This window comes from Enterobacter sp. 01-M-02-SI-ECC (assembly GCF_047530595.1).
GTDB lineage: Bacteria > Pseudomonadota > Gammaproteobacteria > Enterobacterales > Enterobacteriaceae > Enterobacter > Enterobacter cloacae_M.
Window position 1 is genome coordinate 96,525 of record NZ_JBLKCZ010000003.1, and the last position, 26,556, is coordinate 123,080.

Annotated in this window: 27 protein-coding genes; 8 read left to right on the plus strand and 19 right to left on the minus strand. The window is 57.7% G+C overall.

Translation table 11 applies throughout. The annotated features are described in order from the left end of the window. Positions 1 to 30: 30 nt before the first annotated feature. On the minus strand, positions 31 to 1,239 hold the full coding sequence (locus ACMWLG_RS06130) for an MFS transporter (RefSeq protein ID WP_045400741.1): 1,209 nt from the start codon (positions 1,237 to 1,239) through the stop codon (positions 31 to 33). Positions 1,240 to 1,408: 169 nt separating this feature from the next. Between ACMWLG_RS06130 and ushA the strand changes: the two genes are divergently transcribed. Further along, positions 1,409 to 3,061 carry a bifunctional UDP-sugar hydrolase/5'-nucleotidase UshA gene (ushA, locus tag ACMWLG_RS06135; RefSeq protein WP_045400745.1) on the plus strand — a complete coding sequence of 551 codons (1,653 nt, stop codon included), beginning with the start codon at positions 1,409 to 1,411 and terminating at the stop codon, positions 3,059 to 3,061. 121 nt (positions 3,062 to 3,182) lie between these two features. On the opposite strand, the gene ybaK is transcribed toward ushA, so the two are convergent. The 3 genes from ybaK to copA all read right to left on the minus strand — a co-directional run bounded on the left by ybaK (position 3,183) and on the right by copA (position 7,205). Then, complete coding sequence (gene ybaK / locus ACMWLG_RS06140) at positions 3,183 to 3,662, minus strand: Cys-tRNA(Pro)/Cys-tRNA(Cys) deacylase YbaK (RefSeq protein WP_023310615.1); 480 nt, start codon at positions 3,660 to 3,662, stop codon at positions 3,183 to 3,185. Between the two features lie 199 nt (positions 3,663 to 3,861). Then, complete coding sequence (locus ACMWLG_RS06145) at positions 3,862 to 4,656, minus strand: TraB/GumN family protein (protein WP_045400748.1); 795 nt, start codon at positions 4,654 to 4,656, stop codon at positions 3,862 to 3,864. 50 nt (positions 4,657 to 4,706) lie between these two features. Then, positions 4,707 to 7,205: a copper-exporting P-type ATPase CopA gene (gene copA / locus ACMWLG_RS06150; RefSeq protein WP_045400750.1), complete on the minus strand. Its 2,499-nt coding sequence runs from the start codon at positions 7,203 to 7,205 to the stop codon at positions 4,707 to 4,709. Positions 7,206 to 7,313: 108 nt separating this feature from the next. Between copA and cueR the strand changes: the two genes are divergently transcribed. Further along, positions 7,314 to 7,724 carry a Cu(I)-responsive transcriptional regulator gene (cueR, locus tag ACMWLG_RS06155; protein WP_023310618.1) on the plus strand — a complete coding sequence of 137 codons (411 nt, stop codon included), beginning with the start codon at positions 7,314 to 7,316 and terminating at the stop codon, positions 7,722 to 7,724. Here the strand turns inward: cueR and ACMWLG_RS06160 are convergent. Genes ACMWLG_RS06160 through ACMWLG_RS06170 form a run of 3 tightly spaced genes read right to left on the minus strand, consistent with a single transcriptional unit; the run spans position 7,721 to position 9,980 of the window. Then, a complete protein-coding gene (locus ACMWLG_RS06160) occupies positions 7,721 to 8,173 on the minus strand; it encodes an NfeD family protein (RefSeq protein ID WP_032661457.1) in 453 nt (150 codons plus the stop codon). The genes cueR and ACMWLG_RS06160 overlap by 4 nt on opposite strands. Beyond that, entirely contained in the window at positions 8,170 to 9,084 is a 915-nt protein-coding gene (locus tag ACMWLG_RS06165) for an SPFH domain-containing protein (protein ID WP_414762962.1), read from the minus strand. Before ACMWLG_RS06165 ends, ACMWLG_RS06160 begins: the two co-directional genes overlap by 4 nt. A gap of 44 nt (positions 9,085 to 9,128) precedes the next feature. Further along, positions 9,129 to 9,980, minus strand: coding sequence for a hypothetical protein (locus tag ACMWLG_RS06170; RefSeq protein ID WP_023310621.1), 852 nt, complete (start codon positions 9,978 to 9,980; stop codon positions 9,129 to 9,131). A 143-nt stretch (positions 9,981 to 10,123) separates the two neighbouring features. Between ACMWLG_RS06170 and fetA the strand changes: the two genes are divergently transcribed. Next, positions 10,124 to 10,795 carry an iron efflux ABC transporter ATP-binding subunit FetA gene (gene fetA / locus ACMWLG_RS06175; protein ID WP_045400753.1) on the plus strand — a complete coding sequence of 224 codons (672 nt, stop codon included), beginning with the start codon at positions 10,124 to 10,126 and terminating at the stop codon, positions 10,793 to 10,795. Continuing rightward, a complete protein-coding gene (gene fetB, locus ACMWLG_RS06180; RefSeq protein ID WP_023310623.1) occupies positions 10,788 to 11,570 on the plus strand; it encodes an iron efflux ABC transporter permease subunit FetB in 783 nt (260 codons plus the stop codon). The genes fetA and fetB overlap by 8 nt, the downstream gene beginning before the upstream one ends. A gap of 49 nt (positions 11,571 to 11,619) precedes the next feature. Here the strand turns inward: fetB and ACMWLG_RS06185 are convergent, their stop codons facing one another. The 3 genes from ACMWLG_RS06185 to tesA are packed head-to-tail and all read right to left on the minus strand — an operon-like array spanning position 11,620 to position 13,955. Beyond that, positions 11,620 to 12,474, minus strand: a complete 855-nt coding sequence (locus ACMWLG_RS06185) for a co-chaperone YbbN (protein WP_045400756.1) — start codon at positions 12,472 to 12,474, stop codon at positions 11,620 to 11,622. A 58-nt stretch (positions 12,475 to 12,532) separates the two neighbouring features. Next, complete coding sequence (locus ACMWLG_RS06190) at positions 12,533 to 13,303, minus strand: SDR family oxidoreductase (RefSeq protein ID WP_014882827.1); 771 nt, start codon at positions 13,301 to 13,303, stop codon at positions 12,533 to 12,535. Positions 13,304 to 13,331: 28 nt separating this feature from the next. Next, positions 13,332 to 13,955 carry a multifunctional acyl-CoA thioesterase I/protease I/lysophospholipase L1 gene (gene tesA / locus ACMWLG_RS06195; RefSeq protein WP_032661743.1) on the minus strand — a complete coding sequence of 208 codons (624 nt, stop codon included), beginning with the start codon at positions 13,953 to 13,955 and terminating at the stop codon, positions 13,332 to 13,334. Here tesA and ybbA point away from each other — a divergent pair. From ybbA to ACMWLG_RS06210, 3 genes are all read left to right on the plus strand, one after another. Next, positions 13,926 to 14,612 carry a putative ABC transporter ATP-binding protein YbbA gene (gene ybbA, locus ACMWLG_RS06200; protein ID WP_414762963.1) on the plus strand — a complete coding sequence of 229 codons (687 nt, stop codon included), beginning with the start codon at positions 13,926 to 13,928 and terminating at the stop codon, positions 14,610 to 14,612. The genes tesA and ybbA overlap by 30 nt on opposite strands. Then, positions 14,609 to 17,023 (plus strand): putative ABC transporter permease subunit YbbP, encoded by a 2,415-nt coding sequence (gene ybbP, locus ACMWLG_RS06205; RefSeq protein ID WP_045620362.1) that lies wholly within the window; start codon positions 14,609 to 14,611, stop codon positions 17,021 to 17,023. Before ybbA ends, ybbP begins: the two co-directional genes overlap by 4 nt. Positions 17,024 to 17,206: 183 nt before the next feature. After that, on the plus strand, positions 17,207 to 18,352 hold the full coding sequence (locus tag ACMWLG_RS06210) for a porin (RefSeq protein WP_023310628.1): 1,146 nt from the start codon (positions 17,207 to 17,209) through the stop codon (positions 18,350 to 18,352). Positions 18,353 to 18,475: 123 nt separating this feature from the next. On the opposite strand, the gene mnmH is transcribed toward ACMWLG_RS06210, so the two are convergent. From mnmH to ppiB, 7 genes are all read right to left on the minus strand, one after another. Continuing rightward, entirely contained in the window at positions 18,476 to 19,546 is a 1,071-nt protein-coding gene (gene mnmH, locus ACMWLG_RS06215) for a tRNA 2-selenouridine(34) synthase MnmH (protein WP_045400763.1), read from the minus strand. Positions 19,547 to 19,630: 84 nt separating this feature from the next. After that, the gene (purK, locus tag ACMWLG_RS06220; RefSeq protein ID WP_045400765.1) at positions 19,631 to 20,698 is read right to left on the minus strand and encodes a 5-(carboxyamino)imidazole ribonucleotide synthase; all 1,068 of its coding nucleotides are present in this window, start codon (positions 20,696 to 20,698) and stop codon (positions 19,631 to 19,633) included. Continuing rightward, the gene (gene purE, locus ACMWLG_RS06225; protein ID WP_023310631.1) at positions 20,695 to 21,204 is read right to left on the minus strand and encodes a 5-(carboxyamino)imidazole ribonucleotide mutase; all 510 of its coding nucleotides are present in this window, start codon (positions 21,202 to 21,204) and stop codon (positions 20,695 to 20,697) included. The genes purK and purE overlap by 4 nt, the downstream gene beginning before the upstream one ends. Before the next feature lie 161 nt (positions 21,205 to 21,365). Beyond that, positions 21,366 to 21,551: a hypothetical protein gene (locus ACMWLG_RS06230; protein WP_029741050.1), complete on the minus strand. Its 186-nt coding sequence runs from the start codon at positions 21,549 to 21,551 to the stop codon at positions 21,366 to 21,368. A gap of 68 nt (positions 21,552 to 21,619) precedes the next feature. Continuing rightward, on the minus strand, positions 21,620 to 21,829 hold the full coding sequence (locus tag ACMWLG_RS06235) for a YdgH/BhsA/McbA-like domain containing protein (protein ID WP_023310633.1): 210 nt from the start codon (positions 21,827 to 21,829) through the stop codon (positions 21,620 to 21,622). Positions 21,830 to 21,966: 137 nt separating this feature from the next. Beyond that, entirely contained in the window at positions 21,967 to 22,689 is a 723-nt protein-coding gene (gene lpxH / locus ACMWLG_RS06240) for a UDP-2,3-diacylglucosamine diphosphatase (RefSeq protein ID WP_045400768.1), read from the minus strand. Positions 22,690 to 22,692: 3 nt separating this feature from the next. Then, positions 22,693 to 23,187: a peptidylprolyl isomerase B gene (ppiB, locus tag ACMWLG_RS06245; RefSeq protein WP_023310635.1), complete on the minus strand. Its 495-nt coding sequence runs from the start codon at positions 23,185 to 23,187 to the stop codon at positions 22,693 to 22,695. A gap of 174 nt (positions 23,188 to 23,361) precedes the next feature. On the opposite strand from ppiB, the gene cysS reads away from it, so the two are divergent. Then, complete coding sequence (cysS, locus tag ACMWLG_RS06250; RefSeq protein WP_045400770.1) at positions 23,362 to 24,747, plus strand: cysteine--tRNA ligase; 1,386 nt, start codon at positions 23,362 to 23,364, stop codon at positions 24,745 to 24,747. Between the two features lie 126 nt (positions 24,748 to 24,873). On the opposite strand, the gene ACMWLG_RS06255 is transcribed toward cysS, so the two are convergent. Both ACMWLG_RS06255 and malI read right to left on the minus strand, forming a co-directional pair. Next, positions 24,874 to 25,401: a metal-dependent hydrolase gene (locus tag ACMWLG_RS06255; RefSeq protein WP_045400772.1), complete on the minus strand. Its 528-nt coding sequence runs from the start codon at positions 25,399 to 25,401 to the stop codon at positions 24,874 to 24,876. Positions 25,402 to 25,475: 74 nt separating this feature from the next. After that, entirely contained in the window at positions 25,476 to 26,492 is a 1,017-nt protein-coding gene (gene malI, locus ACMWLG_RS06260) for a Mal regulon transcriptional regulator MalI (protein ID WP_023310638.1), read from the minus strand. Positions 26,493 to 26,556: the final 64 nt, after the last annotated feature.

Genomic DNA, 26,556 nt, shown 5'->3' on the forward strand with positions numbered 1-26,556 from the left:
AGCCAAAGTTAAACTTTGGCTACCCGTAATTTACGCTTTGTGACGGTTATCAGGCAGGAATATGGTCAACATCCCAAGAAGCGGCAGGAAAGCGCAGATTTTATAAACCAGGAAGATGCTAGTGTGATCCGCCACCATCCCCAACACCGCCGCGCCCAGCCCGCCCATGCCGAAGGCGAAACCGAAAAAGAGCCCGGAAACCATACCGATACGGCCAGGCAGCAGCTCCTGGGCATAGACCAGAATGGCGGAAAAGGCGGATGCGAGGATAAAACCAATGATCACGGTTAAAATCCCCGTCCATTCAAGGCTGGCGTACGGCAAAATAAGGGTAAACGGCGCCACGCCGAGGATAGAGCCCCAAATGACATATTTACGCCCAATCTTATCACCCACAGGCCCGCCAATAACCGTACCGGCCGCGACGGCGAACAGGAAGGCAAACAGGTGGATCTGCGCATTCTGTACCGATAATCCGAATTTTTGCATCAGATAAAAGGTGTAATAGCTGCTGATGCTCGCCATATAGAAGTATTTCGAGAAAATCAGTACCAGCAGCACGGAAACCGCCAGGATAACCTTGTTGCGCGGCAGGGGATTGATAACCTTCGCTTTAGGTTTACCTTTATTCACGCGATGCTGAGCGGCATACCAGCGGCTGATCTGCGCCAGCACGATGATCGCCAGCAGCGCGGCCAGTACAAACCAGGCCACGTTGCCTTTACCATAAGGGGCAATAATCACCGCGGCCAGCAGCGGGCCGAGAGAGCTGCCAAAGTTACCGCCCACCTGGAAGAGAGACTGCGCCAGACCGTGACGTCCCCCGGAGGCCATGCGCGCCACGCGGGAAGACTCCGGATGGAAAACGGACGAGCCGGTGCCCACCAGCGCGGCGGCAATCAGCACGGCTTCAAAGCTCCCCGCCATCGCCAGCAGCACCAGCCCGCTTAGGGTGAAGCACATGCCTATCGGCAGCGACCACGGCATCGGGTATTTATCCGTCCAGTAGCCGACCACCGGCTGCAGCAGTGAGGAAGCCAGCTGGAAGGTCAGGGTGATCATCCCGATCTGCACGAAGGTTAGTGAGAACTCGGACTGCAGCAGCGGATAAATGGCCAGAATCAACGACTGGATCATGTCGTTGAGCAGGTGCGAGAGACTGATTGCGCCTAAGACTTTAAAGGAGGTGCGCGACGCCGGCGCGCCCGAAATGGGCTGGGTTGATTCACTGATTGCCATAGAGAGAAGTACCACGTTTTTCGTTATTAGAGATGCAGGGTGTAATTATTATCCGACTAACATACCCGCCCGGGACATTTGAAGAAAGTCGCAATTCTGAAAACTTATTTGTCTATTCTTGTTAGTCACTGTAATTTTTGCCTTTGTCTATTGGTCAGGGAGAGAGAAGATGAAGTTAATGAAGCGGGGCGTCGCGCTGGCGCTCATCGCCGCATGGGGCCTGGTAAGCCTGCCCGCGCAGGCGTATGAAAAAGACAAAACCTATAAAATCACCATTCTGCATACCAACGATCACCACGGTCATTTCTGGCGCAGCGAATACGGCGAATATGGCCTGTCGGCACAAAAAACGCTGGTGGACGGCATTCGTAAAGAGGTGGCGGCCCAGGGCGGCAGCGTGCTGCTGCTGTCGGGGGGGGATATCAATACCGGCGTGCCGGAATCCGATTTACAGGACGCGGAACCTGATTTTCGCGGCATGAACCTGATTGGCTACGACGCGATGGCCGTGGGTAACCACGAGTTCGATAATCCGCTGACCGTGCTGCGTCAGCAGGAAAAATGGGCCAAATTTCCCTTCCTCTCCGCCAATATTTACCAGAAAAGCACCGGCGAACGTCTGTTTAAGCCGTGGGCGCTGTTTAAGCGCCAGGATCTGAAAATTGCGGTCATCGGCTTAACCACTGACGATACGGCGAAAATTGGCAACCCCGAGTTCTTTACCGATATCGAATTCCGCAAACCGGCAGACGAAGCGAAGCTGGTAATTCAGGAGCTGCAGCAAAACGAGAAGCCGGACGTGATTATCGCCACCACGCACATGGGGCACTACGACAACGGCGAGCACGGCTCTAACGCGCCCGGCGACGTGGAAATGGCGCGCAGCCTGCCCGCGGGCTCGCTGGCAATGATTGTGGGCGGTCACTCACAGGATCCGGTGTGCATGGCCTCGGAGAACAAAAAGCAGGTGGACTACGTGCCGGGCACGCCGTGCGCGCCGGACCGTCAGAACGGTATCTGGATTGTTCAGGCGCACGAGTGGGGCAAATACGTCGGCCGGGCGGATTTCGAGTTCCGTAACGGCGAAATGAAGCTGGTTCATTATCAGCTCATCCCGGTCAACCTGAAGAAGAAAGTCACCTACCCGGACGGGAAAAGTGAGCGCGTACTCTTCACGCCAGAGATCGCTGAAAACCAGCAGATGCTCTCCCTGCTGACGCCGTTCCAGAACAAAGGCAAGGCGCAGCTGGACGTGAAAATCGGCACGCTGAACGGTCGTCTGGAGGGGGACCGCAGTAAAGTTCGCTTCGTGCAGACCAACATGGGGCACCTGGTGCTGGCGGCGCAAATGGCGCGTACCGGCGCTGACTTCGGCGTGATGAGCGGCGGCGGTATTCGTGATTCCATCGAGGGCGGAAACATTACCTATAAAGACGTCCTGAAGGTGCAGCCGTTCGGCAACGTGGTGGTCTATGCGGACATGAGCGGGAAAGAGGTGATTGACTACCTGACCGCCGTGGCGCAGATGAAGCCGGATTCCGGGGCCTATCCGCAGTTTGCTAACGTCAGCTTCGTCGCGAAAGACGGCAAGCTTAATGACCTGAAGATCAAAGGCGAACCGGTTGACCCGGCCAAGACTTACCGTCTGGCGACGTTAAGCTTTAACGCCACCGGCGGCGACGGCTATCCGCACATTGATAACAAACCGGGCTACGTAAATACCGGCTTTATTGATGCGGAAGTGCTGAAGCAGTTCATCGAGCAGAATTCGCCGATTGACGTGAATGCCTACGAGCCGAAAGGTGAGGTGAGCTGGCAGTAGTGGTGTGCGGCCTGATGCCCTCACCCCAACCCTCTCCCACCGGGAGAGGGTGCGAACACAAAAAACGGTAACGCCTGTTACCGTTTTGCTTTTACCTCGCAGCCGCTACCGGGCAATTTTCTCAATCCCGCCGCGCAATATCCGCAAACTTCGCGTCCAGCATTTTCGCCAGGTCGCCCGCCGCCAGCTCGATATCCAGCCCGCGTTTGCCGCCGGATATAAAGATGGTTTCAAACTCTTGTGAAGGGGCATCAATCAGCGTCGGCAGGCGTTTTTTCTGCCCGAGCGGACTGATCCCGCCCACCAGATAGCCCGTAGTGCGCTGCGCCACCATCGGATCCGCCATATCCACCTTCTTCGCCCCCAGCGCTTTGGCGACTTTCTTCAGATCCAGCTGCCCCGCCACCGGAGTAACCGCGACGGCGAGGTGTTTCATATCGCCATTCACCGCCACCAGCAGCGTTTTATAAACCTGGTCGGCATTCAGCCCCAGCTTGCGCACCACTTCATCACCAAAGTTAGTTTCATTCGGATCGTGATCGTAAGTGTGGATCCGGAAAGAAATGTTGTTTTTTTCGAGTAATTTAACGGCGGGAGTCATAGCTATCCTTCTTACGACAGACAAATCATGCACACAGCATACGCCTGACGTTTGTCTAAAAAATAGCACCATCTTGCGCAATAGTATTGGCAGTGATGGTTACTTTGAGCGACAATCGGCTCAACCGAAGGTCTCCTTCGGCATAATAAAAACGATGAAATTCCTCTTTGACGGGCCAATAGAAATATTGGCCATTTTTTTATTTCAACAGTGACGGCAAATTCCCTTCTCCGTATAAATGTAACGCCCCAACCGCCACCACGTAATGCCCCGCAGGTAACGCATGCAGCGTCTGCCGCCAGGCTTTGTTACGCGCGTTCATCAACACATCGTATAACGATTCGCTGAACGTCGACGGTAACGCCAGCTTACCGTCCGCTGGCGGCGCGTCCAGCCACCAGCCAATCATGGTCTGCAGCAGGCGCGCGTTGGTGTGCCAGTGGGTCAACGTATCATCCAGCAGCATCAGGCCGTCGTCGGGAAGCTGCCGCAGAAGCGCAATCTGGCTGTCCGTCCCTTCCAGCTCGATGATGGGCATACTGCGCGCCCTTGCCGCGTTAAGTAGCTGGTAATCAATGCCGTAATCACCGCGCAGGCCCAGACGCTGCGCCTGCGTAGCCTGCAGCACCATCGCAATTTGCCAGAGCGGCAGGGTGTCAATCATGGAGAGCGACACGCCGGTTTCATCCGCGACGCGCGTCAGTTCCGCAAGCTGGGTTTCATTCAGACGCTCCGCCAGGGTGAGATCGCTCTCAAGCCCGGCAAACGGCGACTCCTGACCCGAAATGTCCGCCTCAACGATCAGCGCATCAGCGTGTTTCAGCAGTTTAATCAGGCCGGGTGGCAGGGGAGACATATCCTGCGTACCCATATGAATACTGCCGACCAGATGCAGGTGCTGCCCGCCAGGGAGAGAGATATCCAGACCGGGCCAGGCATAACGGCGAGGAAAGAGGGCGCGAAACGATGCTTTTATACGATTAAACAGACCCATACGCGCTCCATGAACGGAAAGGTTCATGCTAGCGCGTACGGGTACAACGTTCAATCCTTCGGTTTAAACCGCAACAGACGGTTGGCGTTGCTCACCACGGTGATGGAGGAGAGCGCCATCGCCGCGCCCGCGACCACTGGGTTAAGCAGCGTGCCGGTCAGCGGCCACAAAATACCGGCCGCGATTGGGATACCGAGCGAGTTATAGATAAATGCCCCCAGCAGGTTCTGCTTCATGTTGCGCAGCGTGGCTTTTGAAATGTCCAGCGCGTCGGCAACCCCCATCAGGCTATGGCGCATCAGCGTAATGGCCGCTGTTTCAATGGCCACATCGCTGCCGCCGCCCATAGCAATCCCCACGTCCGCCTGGGCCAGCGCCGGGGCATCGTTGATGCCGTCGCCGACCATCGCCACCTGACGACCCTGACTTTGCAGCTTCTTGATGGCGTCCGCTTTACCGTCCGGCAGTACGCCTGCAATAACCTCATCAATTCCGGCTTCTTTCGCGATGGCGTTGGCCGTTGTCGGATTGTCCCCGGTCAGCATCACCAGACGGTAGCCCGCACGGTGCAGGCGCTGCAGGGCGTCCACGCTGTCCTGGCGAAGCGGATCGCGCACGACCAGCAGCGCGGCGGCTTTGCCATCCACCGCCAGCAGAACCGGGGTGGCGCCCTGAGACGCCTGCGCTTTCAGCTCGCTTTCCAGGGCGGCGGTATCAATACCGTTTTCATTAAGCAATGCCTGGTTGCCCAGCAGCAGCGTATGGCCTTCTGCTTCACCGCTCACGCCGAGCCCGCGCAGGGTGCGGAAATTGCTGACCTGCGCCACGGCAGAAGCATTCGCTTTATCGAGAATGGCGCGCGCCAGCGGATGGCTGGAGCCTTGCTCCAGCGCGGCGGCGAGACGCAATGCCTCTTCTTGCGCAATGCCTGCGGTAGTGACGGCCACCACCTGCGGTTTGCCTTCGGTCAGCGTGCCGGTTTTATCAAACACCAGCGTGTCAAGGGTGCTGGCCCGCTGCAGCGCGTCCGCATCCCGCACCAGTACGCCAAATTCGGCCGCGCGGCCTACGCCGGAGATAATCGACATCGGGGTCGCCAGGCCAAGGGCGCAAGGACAGGCGATGATCAGCACCGTGGTGGCGATCACCAGGGTGTAAACAATCTGCGGTGCGGGGCCGAAGAAATACCAGATCGCCGCGCTCAGCAGGGCAATGCCGACCACCACCGGCACAAAAATGGCCGAGATCCTGTCAGCAAGCTGGCCAATTTCCGGCTTGCTGCTCTGGGCCTGGCGCACCATGCGGATAATACGCGACAGCGTCGTGTGGCTGCCGACGGCGCTGGCGGTAAAAAGCACGCTGCCGTCCTGCACCACCGTACCGGCATGAACGGCGTCGCCATCTGATTTCTGCTGGGGGATAGGCTCGCCGGTCAGCATCGCTTCATCCAGCCAGGCTTCGCCCTGGGTTATCTTACCGTCAACGGGAACGCGATCGCCCGTCGTCAGGCGCAGCGTCATGCCGGGCTGAACTTCCGCCAGCGGGACGCTTTTCTCACCCTCGTCCGTGACCACGCGGGCCGTCGGCGGGGTTAAATCAAGCAATCTTTCCAGCGCTTTCGAGGAGCGCTGACGGGCGCGGGCTTCCAGCATGTGGCCCAGGTTAATCAGGCCGATAATCATCGCGCTGGCTTCATAATAGAGATGCCGCGCTTCCATCGGGAACCACTGGGGCCAGACGTTCACGCTCATTGAATAGAGCCACGCCGCGCCGGTACCGAGCGCCACCAGCGTATCCATCGTCGCGGTGCGGTTTTTCAGGCTCTTCCAGGCGCTAGTGAAAAAATGCCCGCCTGCAAACACCATCACCGCAAGGGTAATCAGGCCAATCACCAGCCACAGCGTGCGGTTGTCGTCGGTGACCATCATGTTGTCACCCATCATGCCCCACACCATCACCGGAATACCCACCAGCAGGGCGACAATCGCCTGCCAGCGGAAGCGCTTCATGGTGGCGATAGCCGTTTCCTGCTGGCGCTCGCGGCGTTCGGCATCATCTTCGATGGCCTCTGCGCCATAGCCCGCTTTCTCAACGGCCTGCACTAAATCTGCGGCGGAGGCGCTGCCCATCACCAGCGCAGTGCGCTCCGCGAGGTTTACCCGTGCCTGCGCGACGCCCGGTACGGCCTGCAAGGCGTTTTGTACCCGGGAGACGCAGCTGGCGCAGCTCATGCCGTTGATCAGCAGCTGTTGGCTGTCGTCAATATCATCAGCAGCCGGAAGCTCAGGAGTGGCCGCTGTCAGCGCTTCCGACGGGGATGATGACTCTGCCAGCGGTTTAGCCTTTGGGTGGCTTAACTCCGCCCCGTAACCGGCCTGCTTGATGGTATCGATCAGCGCATCCGCGCTGGCGCTGCCTGTTACGGCGGCATGATCGATAGTCACGTCAGCGCTTTCAACGTCAGGGCGCTGTTCCAGGCTTTCTTTAACGCGTTTGACGCAGTGGCCGCATGAGAGGCCGTCCAGCGTCAGGTCGATAGTGTGAGACATAACAAAACTCCCGTATAATGAACTGGTCAGTAGTTGACCGGAGTAACGCTTTTCGCTAACTGTTATGAAGGTTAAACCTTCCATCAAGGGGAAGGTCAAGGGGGAAATGTGAATATCAGTGACGTGGCAAAAAAAACCGGCTTAACCAGCAAGGCAATCCGCTTTTATGAAGAGAAGGGGCTGGTGACGCCGCCGCTGCGCAGCGAAAACGGCTACCGCAGCTACACGCAGCTGCATCTGGATGAACTGACGCTGCTGCGCCAGGCAAGACAGGTCGGTTTTAATCTGGAAGAGTGCGGCGAGCTGGTAAACCTGTTCAACGATCCGAAGCGTCACAGCGCCGACGTGAAAAAACGCACGCTGGAAAAAGTGGCCGAGATTGAACGCCACATCATTGAGCTGCAGGCGATGCGCGAACAGCTGCTGCAGCTCGCGGAATCCTGTCCGGGGGATGACAGCGCCGACTGCCCGATTATCGACAATCTTGCCGGCTGCTGTCATCGTAAGGCTTCTGCTTAGCAGGCTTTCACCCGCAGGGTAATGCCTTCCACAGCAATGACCTCAACCCGCGTGCCGGCGCTGAGGTCGTCGTCGGCGACCACCGGCCACGAGCTGTCGCCCACGCGCATATGCCCGCGCCCGTTTACCAGCGCGGTGTCGAGCGTAAAACGCTTGCCGACAATCTGCTGTCCGCGCTGGTTGAGGTGCGCGTCCAGCGGTTTTTGCTCGTTAACCCGCCGGTTTAGCCAGCGCCACCACAGCCACGCGGCCACCAGCGTGAGCACGGCAAACAGTGCGCCCTGCCACGCCCAGTCCAGGGGAAGGATCCAGACCAGAAGGCCCGTAATGACGGCGGCAACACCGCTCCAGAGCAGGTAGCCGTTGCCGCCCAGCATCTCCGCCGCCAGCAATAAGCCACCGAGGCTTAGCCAGAAGGCGTGAGGATGTGCAACAATCAGCTCAATCATTTTTTACGCTCGTTTCCGCTGTCTTTAATCAGCTCGGCAATACCGGCGATAGAGCCCATCAGGCTGCTGGCTTCCAGCGGCATCATCACCACTTTGCTGTTGTTCGCGGAGCCTATCTCTTTCAGCGCATCGGTATATTTTTGCGCGACAAAGTAGTTCACGGCCTGGATGTCACCTGCGGCAATCGCCTCAGACACCATCTGAGTGGCGCGGGCTTCCGCTTCGGCTGAACGTTCACGCGCTTCTGCCTGTAAGAACGCGGACTGACGATCGCCTTCCGCTTTCAGGATCTGCGACTGCTTTTCCCCTTCCGCTTTGAGGATCTCCGCCTGACGCACCCCTTCGGCTTCCAGAATATAGGCGCGCTTGGTTCGCTCGGCCTTCATCTGGGCGTTCATGGAGGCGATCAGCTCAGCCGGCGGACGCACGTCGCGGATCTCGATACGGGTGACTTTGATCCCCCACGGGTTGGTTGCCTCATCGACAATGTGCAGCAGGCGGGTATTGATGCTGTCGCGCTGGGAAAGCATCTCGTCCAGCTCCATCGAGCCGAGCACGGTACGGATGTTGGTCATCGTCAGGTTGACGATCGCCAGCTCAAGGTTGCTGACCTCATAGGCCGCTTTCGGCGCATCAATCACCTGAATAAAGCAGACGGCGTCGATGGTGACGTTGGCGTTATCCTTGGAGATGTTCTCCTGAGACGGAATGTCCAGTACCTGTTCCATCATGTTGATCTTGCGACCAATCCGGTCCATGAACGGAACAATCAGGCTTAAGCCCGGCTGGAGGGTATTGGTGTAGCGACCGAAACGCTCGACGGTCCACTGATAACCCTGAGGGACAATTTTGACGCCTGCGCCCACGATAACCAGCGCAACGAAAATAAGGACAGGAACAACGATAAGCATAAAAACCTCCTGTTTTGCATGCTGTGACGAGTGAAAGTGTGTGTTTATTGCTCGTAAGTATAGGTAAAGTCAGAGATGAATCCATCACCCGCTTCGGCAATGGCTTTCGATAATCCCTGGTAGTACTTCTCCAGCCCCAGCGCTTCGATACGCTGGATCTGTTCGCGGATAGGGGCGCAGAACAGAACGGCATTCCCCGCTTCTACGCGTTTGTTATTCGGTGGAAGATCGCCCGCGATGGCCTTGAACCACGTCCTGATACCCTGCTTTAAATTATGCGGCGCTTTAGTCAGGTTATCCATGCCCGTCAGGACCTGCAGAGTAGGAAACTCATCGGCCAGCACGGCGGTTTTCATGCGCGCAAAGAACTGGCTGAACAATTCAAACGATCCCAGATCGGTCACGCGCGGTTTGGTCGTTTTGCCGTTTTTATTGCCGATTTTCCCTGCGGCTGACGCTGCGGCCGGAACCGCATTCACCTTTTCCAGCTCCAGTCCGAATAACAAATTACAGTGCGCGCGGCGCTCTTTCAGCGGGTAGGACATCAGCACGTCAATGAATTGGGTGGCCTTTACATCCGCAAGATCGTGGTTGATAAGCCACTGGGTACGAGAAAATTCAGCCGGAGAGACGAACCAGTCGGGTACTTCATTGAAACGTTTTGATTTTCCCTTGCCGTCAAATTCCAGGAAGTGTGTCCCGTTGCCGAAGGCGAAATAGCAATTTTTGAAACTGCCAATCGTGGTGTTCACGATGAGCGCCTTCTTAACAAAATCCACCACCTCTGCACCAATGACAAAACGCGTGAGTTCCGAAGATTTGATGACTTCCATTAATGTTTCGACATCAGGAACGCCAGGCTTCAGGGAAGGAAACTCATAAAAGATATGTGCCATGCTGCTTACTTCCTGTAGTGATGGTGGAGACAAATGACAAACAAAAAGTTTAACACTTGCTTTAGCGTGAGGCTATTCGCTCTGTGCGCACGAAAGGATTATGCTACAGGCGGTTATTACACGAAGCGGTTAACGGAAGCGTAATGAACGATAAAAAAGAACTATTACATCTCAGGGATATTGGATTTCGTGCCGGAGAAAACATTATTCTTCAGCACGTCGGGTTTAGCCTGTCGCCGGGCGAGTTTAAATTAATCACGGGCCCTTCAGGCTGCGGTAAAAGCACGCTGCTGAAAATTGTGGCCTCACTCCTCAGCCCGACGGAGGGCACCCTTCTGTTTGAAGGACAGGATATCGCAACACTGTCCCCGGAAAACTATCGCCAGCAGGTCTCCTACTGCGTGCAAACCCCCGCGCTTTTTGGCGATACGGTTTATGACAACCTGATTTTCCCGTGGCAAATCCGCAATAAAACGCCGGAGCCGGAAAAGTTTATCAGCGATCTTGCCCGCTTTGGTCTGGCGCAGGAGACGTTAACCAAATCCATCTCTGCGCTGTCGGGCGGAGAAAAGCAGCGCGTCTCGCTGATCCGCAACCTGCAGTTTTTACCGAAGGTGCTTTTGCTGGACGAAATTACCAGCGCGCTCGATGACGTCAACAAGCGCAACGTTAACGAGATTATTCATCGCTACGCCCGGGAGCAGAATATTGCCGTGCTGTGGGTGACGCACGACGCTAATGAAATAACCCATGCGGATGACGTGATTACGCTTCAGCCGCACGGCGGGAAAATGCAGGAGGCTAACCGTGGGTGAGCATAACATTACCAATGAATCACTGGCGTTTTCGATGGTGCTGGTGCTGATTGCGATTGTGGTCAGCTACCGGGAAAAGCTGGGGCTGGAAAAAGATATTGTGTGGAGTATCTGCCGCGCGGTGGTTCAGCTCATCATCGTCGGCTATGTGCTGAAGTATATTTTCAACGTCAACCACGCTGTGCTGACGCTGCTGATGGTGCTCTTTATCTGTTTCAACGCGGCGTGGAATGCGAAAAAACGCAGTAAATATATAGATAAGGCGTTTATCTCTTCGTTTATCGCTATTACCACCGGGACGGCGCTCACGCTGGCGGTGCTGGTGCTCTCCGGCTCGATTGCCTTTACGCCGATGCAGGTTATCCCTATCTCAGGGATGATCGCGGGGAACGCCATGGTGGCCGTTGGGCTGTGTTATAACAATCTCGGCCAGCGCTTCAGCAGTGAACAGCAGCAGCTTCAGGAGAAGTTAAGCCTGGGAGCGACGCCTAAAGTGGCCTCGGCGCGGCTGATTCGTGAGAGCATTCGCTCATCGCTGATCCCAACGGTCGATTCAGCCAAAACGGTGGGGTTGGTGAGCCTGCCGGGAATGATGTCGGGGCTGATTTTTGCCGGTATCGATCCGGTAAAAGCGATTAAGTATCAGATCATGGTGACGTTTATGCTGCTTTCCACGGCAAGCCTGTCAACCATCATTGCCTGCTACCTGACCTATCGGAAGTTCTACAACGCGCGTCACCAGTTGGTGGTGACGCAATTAAAGAAAACGGGTTAAGCCTGTTTTGTAGGCCCGGTAAGCGTTAGCGCCACCGGGCATTTTTTTGTTAGTACAGCAGCGCGTACAGCTGACGACGATACTTCGACGCCAGCGCGTCTCCGGTGCCCAGCGCGGCCAGAATTTCCTGGAACATCTTACGCGCCTGACCGTCTGCGGCTGCCAGGTCTTTTTGCAGGTGGCTGAACAGCAGCTCCAGCGCCTCTTCGTTACGCCCGACCTGGTGCAGCTGCAGCGCCAGCTGGCTTGCCAGCGCAGCGTCGGCCGGGTTGTCGGCAACCTGCTGCTGCAGCTGCTGAATTTCCGGGGTGTCCGCGGCCTGTTTCAGCAGCTCAATCTGCGCGACCAGACCCTGATAGCGGGTGTCCTGATCCTGGAGCGGAACCGTCTTGAGAACGGCTTCCGCGTCTTCTGAACGGTGCAGGGCGATCTGCGTTTCCGCAAGCAGCAGGCCGATCTGGCTATTCTGATTCGACAGCTGCCACGCCTCTTTGAGCAGCGGCAGCGCCTCGTCGTATTTACCTTCCTGCATCAGCGCCATGCCTTCCTGCGCTTTCAGCTCTTCTTCGCGCGGCAGCACTTTATCCAGCAGGGCGCGAATCGCCTCTTCCGGCTGCGGCCCCTGGAAGCCATCAACGGGCTGACCGTTCTGGAACAGATAAACGGTAGGAATGGCGCGCAGACCAAACTGAGACGCCACCATCGGCTCGGCGTCACAGTCCAGCTTGGCGAGAATGAACTGACCGTTGTACTGGGCAGCAAGGCTTTCCAGCACCGGCGTCAGCTGCAGGCAGTGTTGGCTGCGTTCAGACCAGAAGTAGAACAGGATCGGTTTGGTCATCGACTGTTCAAGGGTCTGTTGCAGGTTAGCTTCTGTAATATTGACGATATTCTGTACGGACATGCGGCTTTCTCTTTTGTCGGTTTGTTCTTTACATGGGGATGAGCGTCGTCGCTTCAACTCAACCGTGCAAAATTTTGTCCATCATCCGGCCCGGCAGCAGGCGCTTTAACCAGCCTACGGCGTGGGTGACCAGCGTTACCGGATAGCGCATTTTGGGATGTTCGCTCTCAAAAGCATGGCGCACTTTGGCCACCACCGCCTCTGGCCCGAGGGTAAAACGTGCGGCGATGCCGGGGTTTTCGACCGGCTTATCCGCCTGCGTCTGGTTCACGTTTTCGGTAAAGCGGGTGCGGATCGGGCCGGGTTCAATCAGGCTGACCTTGATGCCGCTGTGGCGCAGCTCCATGCGCAGGGCGTCGGACCAGGCCTCCAGCGCATATTTGCTGGCGGCGTAGGCGCCGCGGCCGGGGGTGGAAATCAGCCCCATCACTGACGATGTCATCACGATGCGCCCTTCACCGTGCGGCAGCATCGCGGGGAGCAGACGCATGGTGAGCTGATGCACGCCGAAGAAGTTGGTCGAAAACTGTTTCTCCAGCGTTTCGCGGGAGAGCGTATCCAGCGGGCCATACACGCCGTAGCCGGCATTGTTAAAGAGCCCGTACAGACGATTGTCGGTCAGCGCGATCACTTCATCGGCGGCGCGTTCAACGCTCTCCGGCGAGTCCATATCCAGCAGCACGCCGGTAAAGCCCAGCCCGTTCATGCGTTCGACATCGTCGGGTTTGCGACAGGCCGCCAGCACCCGAAACCCCTGGCGCTTCAGTTCGAGCGCGCTTTCCAGGCCGATTCCACTGGAACATCCTGTAATTAAGACCGATTTTTGCATAACTTTACCTGTCAGAATCTCCGCTTAATCAGGAGTCATGTTTAACTAAAGGAGCCAGCCGCGTTGCCATCCAGTCGGCAATAAACGGCTGAGCATCGCGATTGGGGTGGATCCCGTCGTCTTGCATCCACTGGGGTTTGAGATACACCTCTTCCATGAAAAATGGCAGCAGCGGAATATCAAACTCTTTGGCAAGCTTAGGGTAGATCGCGCTAAAGGCTTCATTATACCGACGACCGTAGTTGGCCGGCAGGCGAATTTGCATCAGCAGCGGCTGGGCGTTTGCCGCCTTAATGTCCTGTAAAATGGTGCGCAGCGTTTGCTCGGTTTGCTGAGGCTGAAAACCGCGCAATCCATCGTTACCGCCAAGCTCCACCAGCACCCAGCGAGGCTGATGCTGTTTGAGCAGCGCAGGCAGGCGCGACAGGCCCTGCTGCGAGGTATCGCCGCTGATGCTGGCGTTGATTACCGACGTCTTGCTCTGCCATTTGTCGTTGAGCAGCGCGGGCCAGGCCGCGCTGGCCGCCATGCGATAGCCTGCGCTCAGGCTGTCGCCGAGAACCAGTAACGTGTCCGCAGCCGCCGCGCGGAAGGTCATCAGAATCAAAAACAGGAAGGGCAAATGCCAGCGGAAAACAGTGTTGAAGTTCATCATCTTAAGAAGTCCGTCGGTCAGGGGGAACACGAGCTTTCCATCCTTACTGGAGTTGAACTCGTTGTCAAACGCGCTGAAACCATCGCGCTGATTGGCGAATCCGGCTCCGGTAAGTCCACGCTGCTGGCGATTTTGGCCGGTCTGGACGACGGCAGCGGCGGCGAGGTCCATCTTGTCGGGCAACCGCTGCATCAGCTTGATGAAGAGGCGCGGGCCGCGCTGCGCGCGCGTCACGTTGGTTTTGTCTTCCAGTCCTTCATGCTGATCCCGACCCTGAACGCGCTTGAAAACGTCGAACTCCCGGCGCTGCTTCGCGGTGAAAACAGCCGTGAAAGCCGGGCGCACGCGAAGGCGCTGCTGGAGCAGCTCGGTCTGGGCAAGCGTCTCGACCATCTTCCCGCACAGCTTTCCGGCGGCGAGCAGCAGCGCGTGGCGCTGGCGCGGGCGTTTAACGGTCGTCCCGAAGTCCTGTTTGCCGATGAGCCCACCGGTAACCTTGACCGTAAAACCGGAGACCGGATTGCCGACCTGCTGTTTTCGCTCAACCGCGAGCACGGCACCACGCTGATCCTCGTGACCCACGATCCTCAGCTCGCCGCCCGCTGCGATCGCCGCCTGCGGCTGGTGAACGGTATTCTTCAGGAGGAGGCATGATTACCCGCTGGTTCTGGCGCGAGTGGCGTTCCCCCTCGCTGCTGATTGTCTGGCTGGCGCTAAGCCTGGCGGTGGCCTGCGTGCTGGCGCTCGGCAGCGTCAGCGACCGCATGGAAAAAGGGCTCAGCCAGCAGAGCCGGGAGTTTATGGCGGGGGACCGGGCGCTGCAAAGCTCCCGCCCGGTGCCGTCGGGCTGGATTGCAGAGGCGCGTAAAGAAGGGCTGAAGGTGGGGGAGCAGATAAGCTTCCAGACCATGACCTTTGCGGGCGACACGCCGCAGCTCGCCAGCGTTAAAGCCGTCGATGATATCTACCCGATGTACGGCGAACTGCAGACCAGCCCGCCCGGGCTGAAGCCCAAGCCCGGCACGGTGCTGCTGGCATCACGTCTGATGGCGCTTCTGAACCTGAAACCCGGCGACAGTATCGACGTCGGTGACGCCACGCTGAAAATCGCCGGGGAAGTGGTGCAGGAGCCTGACTCCGGCTTTAACCCCTTCCAGCTTGCGCCGCGCCTGCTGATGAACACCGCGGATGTTGCGGCAACCCATGTTGTTCAGCCGGGCAGCCGCGTCACCTGGCGCTATAAGTTTGGCGGCACGCCTGCCCAGCTTGACGCGTACGAAAAATGGCTTCTGCCGCAGCTCAAACCAGAGCACCGCTGGTACGGGCTGGAGCAGGACGAAGGGGCGCTCGGTAAATCTCTTGAGCGTTCTCAGCAGTTCCTGCTGCTTTCGGCACTGTTGACCCTGCTGCTGGCGGTGGCGGCGGTTGCCGTGGCGATGGGGCATTACTGCCGCAGCCGTTACGACCTGGTGGCGATCCTCAAAACCCTGGGGGCGGGCAGGGCGCAGCTGCGCAAGCTGATTGTCGGCCAGTGGCTGATGCTGCTGATTCTGTCCGCGCTGACCGGCGGAATAATGGGGCTGCTGTTTGAAAAACTGCTGATGGTGATGCTGAAGCCGGTGCTCCCGGCCGCCTTGCCGCCGGCCAGCCTCTGGCCGTGGCTGTGGGCGATGGGCGCAATGACGGTGATTTCGCTGCTGGTGGGGCTACGCCCCTACCGCCTGCTGCTCGCGACGCAGCCGCTGCGCGTGCTTCGCAACGATGTGGTGGCGAACGTCTGGCCGCTGAAGTTCTACCTTCCGGTGATTATTGCCGTGGCGGTGGGGCTGCTGGCGTGGCTGATGGGGGGCAGCACGCTGCTGTGGGCGGTACTGACCGGGGCGGTTGTGCTGGCGCTGCTGTGCGGCGTGCTGGGCTGGATACTGCTCAACGTCCTGAAGCGGCTCACGGTGAAATCCCTGCCCGTGCGCCTGGCGGTCAACCGCCTGCTGCATCAGCCGTGGTCAACGCTGAGCCAGCTGTCGGCGTTTTCGCTGTCGTTTATGCTGCTAGCGCTGCTGTTAGTGCTGCGCGGCGATCTGCTGGATCGCTGGCAGCAGCAGCTTCCCCCGGAAAGCCCGAACTATTTCCTGATCAACATTGCCCCTGAGCAGGTCACGCCGCTGAAGGGCTTCCTGTCGGAGCATCACATTATCCCTGAGTCGTTCTATCCCATCGTGCGCGCGCGTCTGACGCAGATCAACGGTCAGCCAACGGAGGGGAATAAGGACGAGTCGCTGAACCGCGAGCTGAACCTGACCTGGCAGGAGAAACGCCCTGACCATAACCCGATAACCGCCGGCACCTGGCCGCCGAAAGCGGGGGAAGTCTCGATGGAAGAGGGGCTGGCGATGCGGCTGAACGTGAAGCTCGGGGACAGCGTCACCTTTACCGGCGATACCCAGGATTTTACCGCGAAAGTCACCAGCCTGCGTAAAGTGGACTGGGAAAGCCTGCGGCCAAACTTCTTCTTTATCTTCCCGCCGGGCGCGCTGGACGGGCAGCCGCAGAGCTGGCTGACCAGCTTCCGCTGGGAAAACGGCAACGGCATGCTGACCCAGCTCAACCGGGAGTTTCCAACGGTCAGCCTGCTGGATATCGGGGCGATCCTGAAGCAGGTAGGGCAGGTGCTGGAGCAGGTGAGCCGCGCGCTGGAGGTCATGGTGGTGCTGGTGACGATCTGCGGCGTGCTGTTGCTGCTGGCTCAGGTACAGGTGGGCATGCGCCAGCGCCATCAGGAGCTGGTTGTCTACCGCACGCTAGGGGCCGGTAAGCGGCTGCTGCGAATGACGCTCTGGAGCGAGTTTGCGCTGCTGGGGCTGGTGGCGGGTCTGGTAGCGGCCATTGGCGCGGAAACGGCGCTGGCGGTGCTGCAGACAAAGGTCTTCGACTTCCCGTGGGAGCCTGACTGGCGTCTCTGGTTGACCCTGCCTCTGTGCGGCGCTGCGCTGCTTTCCCTCTGCGGCGGCTGGCTCGGCACGCGGCTGCTAAAGGGCAAAGCCCTGTTCCGTCAGTTTGCGAGTTGATTTAGAACTGTGATAGTTGCGCACCGGGTTTTAATGCCGGTGCGCAATGTTTAAATAGCACAAAGTGATAATACCCACTCATTTAGTAGCACAAAACATTAAAAACCCGACCCCACAGCCCGATTATTTCCAGTTAATATTCACCCGCTAAATATTTAGCAGCGTGTCTATTAAGGAAAAATAATGACTATAAAAAAATCAGCGCTGGCGGCAACGATCGGCGCGGCAGTGGCATTGACTACCTTCGCTTCTCAGGCGGAAATCACCGTTCTTAAGCAGGATCCTCAGGCGGGTAACCCGCTGAGCCGCCTGAACTTTACCGTTGGCGGCAGTATTCGTCCTCAGTTCCAGAACATGACCGGCGACGATGGTAAAAACAGCTACAAGCGTAACGGCTTTGACGGCGGCACCCGTTTCCGTTTCGCGGCTGATTATTATCTGTTTGATGACATCAGCTGGATCAGCTACTACGAGCTGGGTGTCAATATTCCTGCGCAGTTTAACTGGGATCATCACTACGCCGACGGCGCACACGACACCACGCGTCGTATGCTCTATACCGGTCTGAAGAGCGACACCTGGGGTACGCTGACCTTCGGTCAACAGAACAGCGTTTACTATGATGTGGTGGGCGCGAAAACCGATATCTGGGACTACGACATGATCGGCCAGGCTCCGGGTAACGGGATCAACGGCGATTACGACGGTTCTTACCGTTCACGCCAGATGCTGAAATATAAGAAAACCGTGGGTGATGCCGATATTTATGCATCCTACCTGTTTGAAGACAGCGAATACCTGCCGGGCAACGGCCTGCGCTACAAGCGTAAAGGCGGCGGCTCGCTGGGTCTGGATTACCACCTGACCACCGACCTGACCTGGGGCGCGGCGTGGAACTACACCCGCGCGGACATGCGTAACCCGGACAACGGCGACAGCAAAACCTACGACCAGAACATCCTCGGTACCGCGCTGAGCTGGACGCCGGACAACTGGACCTTCTCCGCTGGCGGCGGCTGGTACCAGAACTTCCTGACCACCAAAAAAGTGTCTGTTAACGACTACTTCGCCGGTGATGCATGGGGTATTGAATACTTTGCGGGCTACAAGTTCCCAATCGGTCAGTACGCGGTCAAATCCATCCAGCCTTACTTCATGGGTGACCGTATTGAGTACGTGAACGGCCGTAACTACCAGCGCATCGACAACGGCGTGGGTATCAGCTTCCAGCTGGATTACGGCTTCCGCGTGGATTACGAACACGTGTTCACATCCAGCACCGACAACCTGGGCGATATGAACTTGGTGCGTCTGCGTTACGACTTCTAAGTCGTTTTGTAGTGGGCGGCCTGATGCCCTCACCCTGACCCTCTCCCACGGGGAGAGGGAACAAACATTAAAAACGGCAACCCTGGTTGCCGTTTTGCTTTTACCTCGCCATCCGACTTTATTTTAGCGATCAAGCCATTCGGCAACGTCTTCAAACGTCCCGCGATACACAATCTTCTCCGCCTTTTTCTCCAGCTGATAGCCGTACATCGGGTCGTAATAGTCCTTCAGCAGCGGCGCAAGCCAGCTGAAGTGCGCCTCTGTGCTGCCGGAGCGTTGCTGTTCCAGCAGCGCGGAATCTAACAGCGCGGTGAATTCTGCATACCGCTGCAGCCCCAGACGGCGGCGAATGGCGAACAGGCCATGGTGCAAATACTCGCTGTATTCTTTCCAGCCCGCGTCTTCACCGTAGGCAGCCGAAAAATCCGCCCACATGTGATCGAAATACTCTTCGCGCAGGCGCTCAAGACGGACGTCAAACGGGTCTTCGACGACAACGATAGGGGCTTCAACCATGCGGTCGCGCAGGCACTCCGGCAGATGGTTGGAGCCAATCATCCGGCCTTCATCTTCCAGCACCCAGCGCGCGGCGTCTTTTTTCAGGAGCTCAGCCGCAAGGTGATTTTCAAAGCTCGCCTGGGAAAGCTGCGGCGTGAGCGTGCGGCCAAACGACGAACCGCGATGGTGCGCCAGCCCTTCCAGATCGATACCCTGCGCATGCTGCTTCACCAGCAGGGTTTTACCGTTTCCGGTACAGCCGCCAATAAGCACCATCGGCTTTTGTGACTGCTCGATGGTCACCTGAATCGCCGTCTGACGCAGGGCCTTATAGCCGCCGCGGATCAGCGGGTAGTCGATGCCCGCCTCTTTCAGCCAGGCCTGAGAGATATGCGAGCGCTGGCCGCCGCGCGCGCAGCAGAGAAAGCCCTCAGGATGGCCAAGGCTGGCCTCGCGCCAGGCGTTGATGCGTGCCTCACGCGTCTCGCCGCTCACCAGCTGATGGCCGAGCGCCAGCGCGGCTTCGGGGCCCTGGCGCTTATAGCAGGTGCCGACGGCGGCGCGCTCGTCGTCGTTCATTAAGGGCAGGTTGATCGCCGCAGGCATCGCGCCCTGGGCAAATTCGATCGGCGCGCGAACGTCGATTAAAGGGGTATCAGACGCGAGGATCGCGCGATAGTCCGTTCCATCGTTCATGGTTATTCCAGAAGAAAACTCAGCAGCAATGGGCGGGGATTGTACGCCGGGGAAGGGGAAGGTCAACTCCCCGGCGCAGATGTCTTACTTGAGCTTTGACTGTGCCCAGACAATACCGCTCGCATATTCCGGCGGCAGGAGCGGGATCATGGCTTCCAGGGTGGCGCTCAGGCGGCCCGTGTCGCTGTCGTTCAGGTTCAGGTGACCGACCTTACGACCCGCGCGGACCTCTTTGTCATACCAGTGCAGATGCACGAGCGGCAGCTTCAGCCAGTCGTAGTTCAGATCGGTGCCGATCAGGTTGATCATCACCGACGGGCTGTTCACCACCGGCTGCGGCAGCGGCAGGTCGACGATCGCGCGCAGGTGCAGCTCGAACTGGCTGATGGACGCGCCGTTTTGCGTCCAGTGCCCGCTGTTGTGCACGCGCGGCGCAAGTTCGTTGATCAGCAGACCGGACGGGGTGATAAAGCACTCCATCGCCATGACGCCCACATACCCAAGTTCGTGCATGATGGCAGAGAGCATATCTTCCGCCTGCGCCTGCTGGTCAGCATTGGCGTGCGGGAAGGCGACGCTGGTGCGCAGAATGCCGTCCTGATGCAGGTTATGCGTCAGCGGATAAAAGACGGTATGCCCGTCGTGCCCGCGCGCGCCAACCAGCGACACTTCACCGCTAAAGTTGATGCCCTGCTCAACGATGCACTCGCCGTAGCAGTCGTCCGGCAGTTCTGCCGTTTCATCTGCACGCAGGCGCCACTGGCCGCGGCCGTCGTAACCGCCCACGCGGCGCTTCACGATTGCCAGCTCGCCCAGCATCGCGAAAACGTCATTCCACTCGCTTTTATCGGACAGGAGCTGCCACGGCGCGGTCGGCAGACCGAGCTTGTCGAACAGCTGCTTTTGCGTCAGACGGTCGGCGATGATCGGGAACACGTCGCGGTTAACGAAGGCGTTATGACGCGCCAGCTCGCGGGTCAGAGCCGTTTCCGGCCAGCGTTCGATCTCGGCGGTGATCACGCTCTGGTGGAACGGTACGGCTTCCGGTTCGGCGTCCAGCCCGACGGGCCAGACGGCAATACCCAGCGGCTCACCGGCCTGACGCAGCATGCGGCCTAGCTGGCCGTTACCGAGGACGCAAACCTGCTTCATGCCGCACCCCGCGGGTCCGGATTGTCCAGCACCTCGTCGGTCTGGGCTTTACGCCACTCCGCCAGACGCTGGTGTAATGCTTTATCGTGCGTCGCAAGAATTTGCGCCGCCAGCAGGGCGGCATTGGCAGCACCCGCTTTACCAATCGCCAGCGTGCCGACAGGAATACCGCGCGGCATCTGGACGATGGAGTAGAGGCTATCCACACCGCTTAACGCGGCGCTTTGGACCGGAACGCCCAGTACCGGCACCAGGGTTTTGGCGGCAATCATGCCTGGCAGATGTGCTGCGCCGCCCGCACCGGCAACGATCACCTCATAACCGTTCTCTTCGGCGCTTTCGGCGAAGCTGAACAGTTTGTCCGGTGTACGGTGCGCGGAGACCACTTCAACGTGGTGCGGAACATTCAGGATTTCAAAGATTTCGGCGGCGAACTGCATGGTAGCCCAGTCGCTTTTGGACCCCATCACGATGGCGACACGCGCCGGATTATTGCGGGAAGACATGCGTCTTAAAACTCCTGTGGTGCGAAACACACTGCTTTCGAGGGCACAGAGAATAGCATGTTATACGGGCAAGGAAAACGGTTGCGCGGTTAAAAGGTGAGCAGTTATGGCGAGAAAGCGATAACAAAAAAGACCGCACGATGGCGGTCTTTTGTGTGATGTTACTGAAGATCCCCTGCGGACAGGTTCTCGTTGTCGAACGCGCGGCTGACATCGATATGATTTACCATGCTGGTGTCGGCATTCGAGCCTGATTTTGGCACGGAGAAGCGATTCTCCGCGGCCTGTGCGCCTGTGGACACCACGACTGCCAGCAGCAGGGTACTTACGATGCTGATGTTTTTCATTCTCTGTTCCTTCCTCATCGTATTGTCGCTGTCGCACGTCGTAGCTGGCGGCACGGCAATCAGGGTTTTTATTTAGTCAGTTCTGCGGTCATGTACACGCGGTTGTTGACCTTCGCGCTCGTGATTTTATAAGAGGCATTCTGCTCGGCGGCCTGCGCGGCAATTTTCGCTTCTGCGCGGTCAAGGGTAGAGGCGGTTGCGCTCACGCTTTGAGCGAAAGAACCGAAAGAAACCAGGGAAAGAGCGGCAACTGCAACGAAAGTTTTGATGGATTTCATGGTCGTATTCCTTAAGTATTTTATCTGGGATAGGGCGTGTTGCCCTGATGTGATAAATAATAAGCCGACCACGGGCTGATTAAAATCGAAACAATTTGCCGATATTGTTCAAAAAAATAGAATGATAGTGTGAGGGGTTAGAACGGAAACGCGATCAGCTCCACGCCCTCTGGCGTGACTTTGACCATGGAGCCTTCGGTGTGCCAGGCACCCAACACCACGCGATGGGCCGCTTCGCCGTTGGCGATAAGGGAATGGACGTCAGGACGGTGCGTATGACCGTGGATCAACCACTGAACGCCATGCTTTTCCATCACGCTCACCACGGCCTGCGGGTTCACGTCCATGATGGTCATGGATTTGCTGCTGTTGGCGGCTTTACTGCCCGCGCGCATTCTGGCTGCGATGCGGTTGCGGATAAACAGCGGCAGCGCAAGGAACACCTTTTGGATCCACGGGGTGTGGACTTTGGCGCGAAATGCCAGGTAGCCAGTATCGTCGGTGCAGAGCGTGTCTCCGTGCATGATCAGGACCCTGCGGCCATAGAGATCGAGCACCTGCTCTTCCGGCAGCAGCGTCATGCCGCTTTCGCGGGCGTAGCGCTTGCCGAGCAGGAAATCACGGTTGCCGTGAATGAAGTAGCAGGGAACGCCGGAATCCACGAGGGCGTGAATGGCGGCTGCCATTTCACGGTGCAGCGGGTTAGGGTCGTCGTCGCCAATCCAGGCTTCAAAGAGGTCGCCCAGGATGTACAGCGCATCGGCGCTTTTCGCTTCACCACGTAAAAAACGCAGAAAACCGGCGGTTATCGCCGGTTCTTCTGTTTGCAGATGCAGATCCGCAATAAAGAGTGTCGCCACGAATTACTCGCTGACGGTCACGCTTGTAATCACAACGTCTTCTTTAGGAACGTCCTGGTGCATACCGCTGCGGCCAGTAGCGACGGCTTTGATCTTGTCAACCACGTCCATACCTTCAACCACTTCTGCGAATACGCAGTAGCCCCAACCCTGCAGGCTTTCGCCGGAGAAGTTCAGGAAGTCGTTATCAGCCACGTTGATGAAGAACTGCGCGGTGGCAGAGTGCGGAGCCTGAGTACGGGCCATTGCCAGCGTACCGCGGGTGTTTTTCAGACCGTTGTTCGCTTCGTTTTTGATCGCTTCTTTGGTCTCTTTCTGGTTCATGCCAGGTTCAAAACCGCCGCCCTGGATCATAAAGCCGTTGATCACGCGGTGGAAAATGGTGTTGTTGTAGAAACCTTCGCGGCAGTAGTCCAGGAAGTTTTTAACTGTTTCAGGCGCTTTGTCATCAAAGGTTTTGATTACGATATCGCCATGATTAGTGTGGAAAGTAACCATTTTTGCATCCTGTTCCGTTATTGTGGTACGTCGACCCGCGTTCGGGTCATCTATAGGGGCTTGTTATAGCATAACCACAGGATGCGATCACCTTGCATTGTGTGCTGCTTCGGGTTTGAATTACGGGTAGAATAGCCGGTTTTCAACCACACACGTGTTTACATGGAATCTTCGATGTTAAAAATCTTTAATACAATGACGCGCCAGAAAGAGGAATTTAAACCTATCCATGCCGGGGAAGTCGGCATGTACGTGTGTGGTATTACGGTTTACGATCTCTGTCACATTGGCCATGGCCGTACCTTTGTCGCTTTTGACGTGGTGTCACGCTACCTGCGTTTTCTGGGCTATACCCTTAAATACGTGCGTAACATCACCGACATCGACGACAAAATCATCAAGCGCGCAAATGAAAACGGCGAAAGCTTCGTTGCGCTGGTCGATCGCATGATCGTCGAGATGCATAAAGATTTTGACGCCCTGAATATTCAGCGCCCGGACAGCGAGCCGCGCGCGACCCACCACATTCACGAAATTATTGAGATCACCGAAAAGCTGATCGCACGCGGCCACGCGTACGTTGCGGACAACGGTGACGTGATGTTCTCCGTGCCGACGGACCCAACCTACGGTGCGCTTTCCCGTCAGGATCTGGATCAGCTGCAGGCCGGGGCGCGCGTTGACGTAGTTGACGTGAAGCGTAACCCGATGGACTTCGTACTGTGGAAAATGTCCAAAGAGGGCGAGCCAAGCTGGCCATCCCCGTGGGGCGAAGGCCGTCCGGGCTGGCACATTGAATGTTCCGCGATGAACTGCAAACAGCTGGGCAAGCACTTCGATATTCACGGCGGCGGTTCGGACCTGATGTTCCCGCACCATGAAAATGAAATCGCGCAGTCCACCTGCGCCCACGGCGGCGAGTACGTTAACTACTGGATGCACTCCGGGATGGTAATGGTTGACCGCGAGAAAATGTCTAAATCGCTGGGTAACTTCTTCACCGTGCGCGACGTGCTGAAGTATTACGATGCGGAAACCGTGCGCTACTTCCTGATGTCCGGCCACTATCGCAGCCAGCTGAACTACAGCGAAGAGAACCTGAAACAGGCACGCTCGGCGCTGGAGCGTCTGTATACCGCGCTGCGCGGTACCGACAGGTCTGTTCCTGCTGCTGGCGGCGAAGCGTTCGAAGCCCGCTTTGTTGAGGTGATGAACGACGACTTCAACACCCCGGAAGCGTACTCCGTGCTGTTCGACATGGCGCGCGAAGTAAACCGCCTGAAGTCAGAAGATATGGCCGCGGCGAATGCGCTGGCATCCCATCTGCGTAAGCTCTCCTCCGTGCTCGGCCTGCTGGAGCAGGATCCGGACGCGTTCCTGCAGAGCGGTGCGCAGGCGGACGACGGTGAAGTGGCGGAAATTGAAGCGTTGATCAAAGCGCGTCTGGAAGCGCGTCAGGCAAAAGACTGGGCGGCGGCAGATGCGGCGCGCAACCGTCTGACCGAGATGGGCATCATTCTGGAAGATGGCCCGCAGGGCACCACCTGGCGCCGTAAGTAATTTTCCCCTCACCCTAACCCTCTCCCGCAGGGAGAGGGAATTGTTAGGTTTTCTCCCTCTCCCCGCTGGAGAGGGAATTATTAGGTTTTCTCCCTCTCCCCGTGGGAGAGGGCCGGGGTGAGGGCATCAGCGCGCACGTTTCCTCCACCACAGCAACCCCATCAGCACGACTCCCGGCAGCCACACCCACAGCAGTTCTGACACGATCACCTGATGCCCGTACGGCGTGGTATAGCGCGACAGCGCAAACGGCGCGACCTTAATGACCTGCCACGGCGCAAAGAAGCGTTCATCTGACCACGGCCACAGCCAGCCGACGCCTTTCCCGCCCGTGGTAATCGAATCCAGCAGGCTGTGCGACAGCAAAGACACGGTTAAAAACAGCCAGCACCGCGCCAGGCTGGCCCGGAACCATCGTCGGCCAATCAGCACGCAGAGTATCGGCACCACAAAGGCGAACAGCAGGGAGTGGGTAAAGCCGCGATGGCCGAAAACATTGCCGTACGCGACGCCGAACTTGAACGCCAGCACGTCGGCATCCGGCAGCATGGCGAGGACAATTCCGGCAAACAGCAGGCGGGGAGGAATCACTTTGGTTCCGAGGCCTAAGCCCAGACAAAGCGGAACAGCAGCGTGCGTAATAACGGTAGGCATTGCGATTATCCATGGCAAATCATGGAAATATAGCAGCAATCCCGCGCCGGCAGATCCGCGTCAAATTCTTATTTTTACGCCGACTCGCGTGCGATAAGCTGCCCGGAAAGCGTAATGCGCTGGGTTTGCAGCGTCGGCTCCTTCAGCGTACGAATAATCAGCCCGGCAGCCTGACGCCCGGTCTCTTCGCTGGCGGACGACACGTAGGTGAATGACGGCGAGGTGAGGTTAACGTGGAGCATATCTTCGAAACCGACCAGCGCGACCTGCTGCGTCAGAAACACATCTTTACCCACCGTTCGTCCCACCTGATGAATACCGGAGATGGAGCCGATCATGGCATCCGGAGAGTGGCAGAGGAGGGCGGTGATGGTGTTGTTTTTTTCCAGCAGCTGGCGGGTGGCGAAACCCGCAGCCAGGGTGTCATCGCTGCAGGCCGGAGAATATTCATCGCGCCAGACCAGCCCGTTCTGCGTCATCGCGCTGCGAAAACCGAGCAGGCGCTGTTCGCGAATAAGGCAGCCTTCACGTCCGCCAATGTAGGCGATATTGCGATGGCCGCGCTCGATAAGATAACGCACCGCCAGATTTGCCGCCTGACGGTTATCGCGCATCACCAGATTGCATTTTTCATCCAGCAGCGACTGCGAGACCACCACCAGCGGCAGCGGGCAGCGGCGAATCTGCTCCGGCAGGGTAGACGTGCGGGTATCGGAGGCCAGATAGATAACCCCGGCGACGCCCTGCTGCTTAAACGACAGCAGGCAGCGCTCAAGATGGTCATGGTCGTTCTGGGGCTGGCCGAGAAAAACCATATACCCCTGTTTTTCAAGATCCTGGACGATGCTCGCCATCACCTTGATGGAGAAACTGTCGCTAAAGTCACGGAGGATCAGGCCAATCAGATTGGACGTATTGGCGCGGAGATTGGCAGCGGCAACGTTATGAACATAGCCCAGCGTATTGATGGCAGCGTTGACCTTCTCGATCGTTGCCTCTGAGATTTTCCCTTTCTGGCGCAAAACCAGCGAGACGGTTGAGACCGACACGCCCGCGTGCTTTGCGACATCAATAATGCTGACTTTCTTCAAAACCGCTCCCTGAAATTCACCGATTATCAGTCAGATACGACAATGCGTCTCCCAGACTACAGGA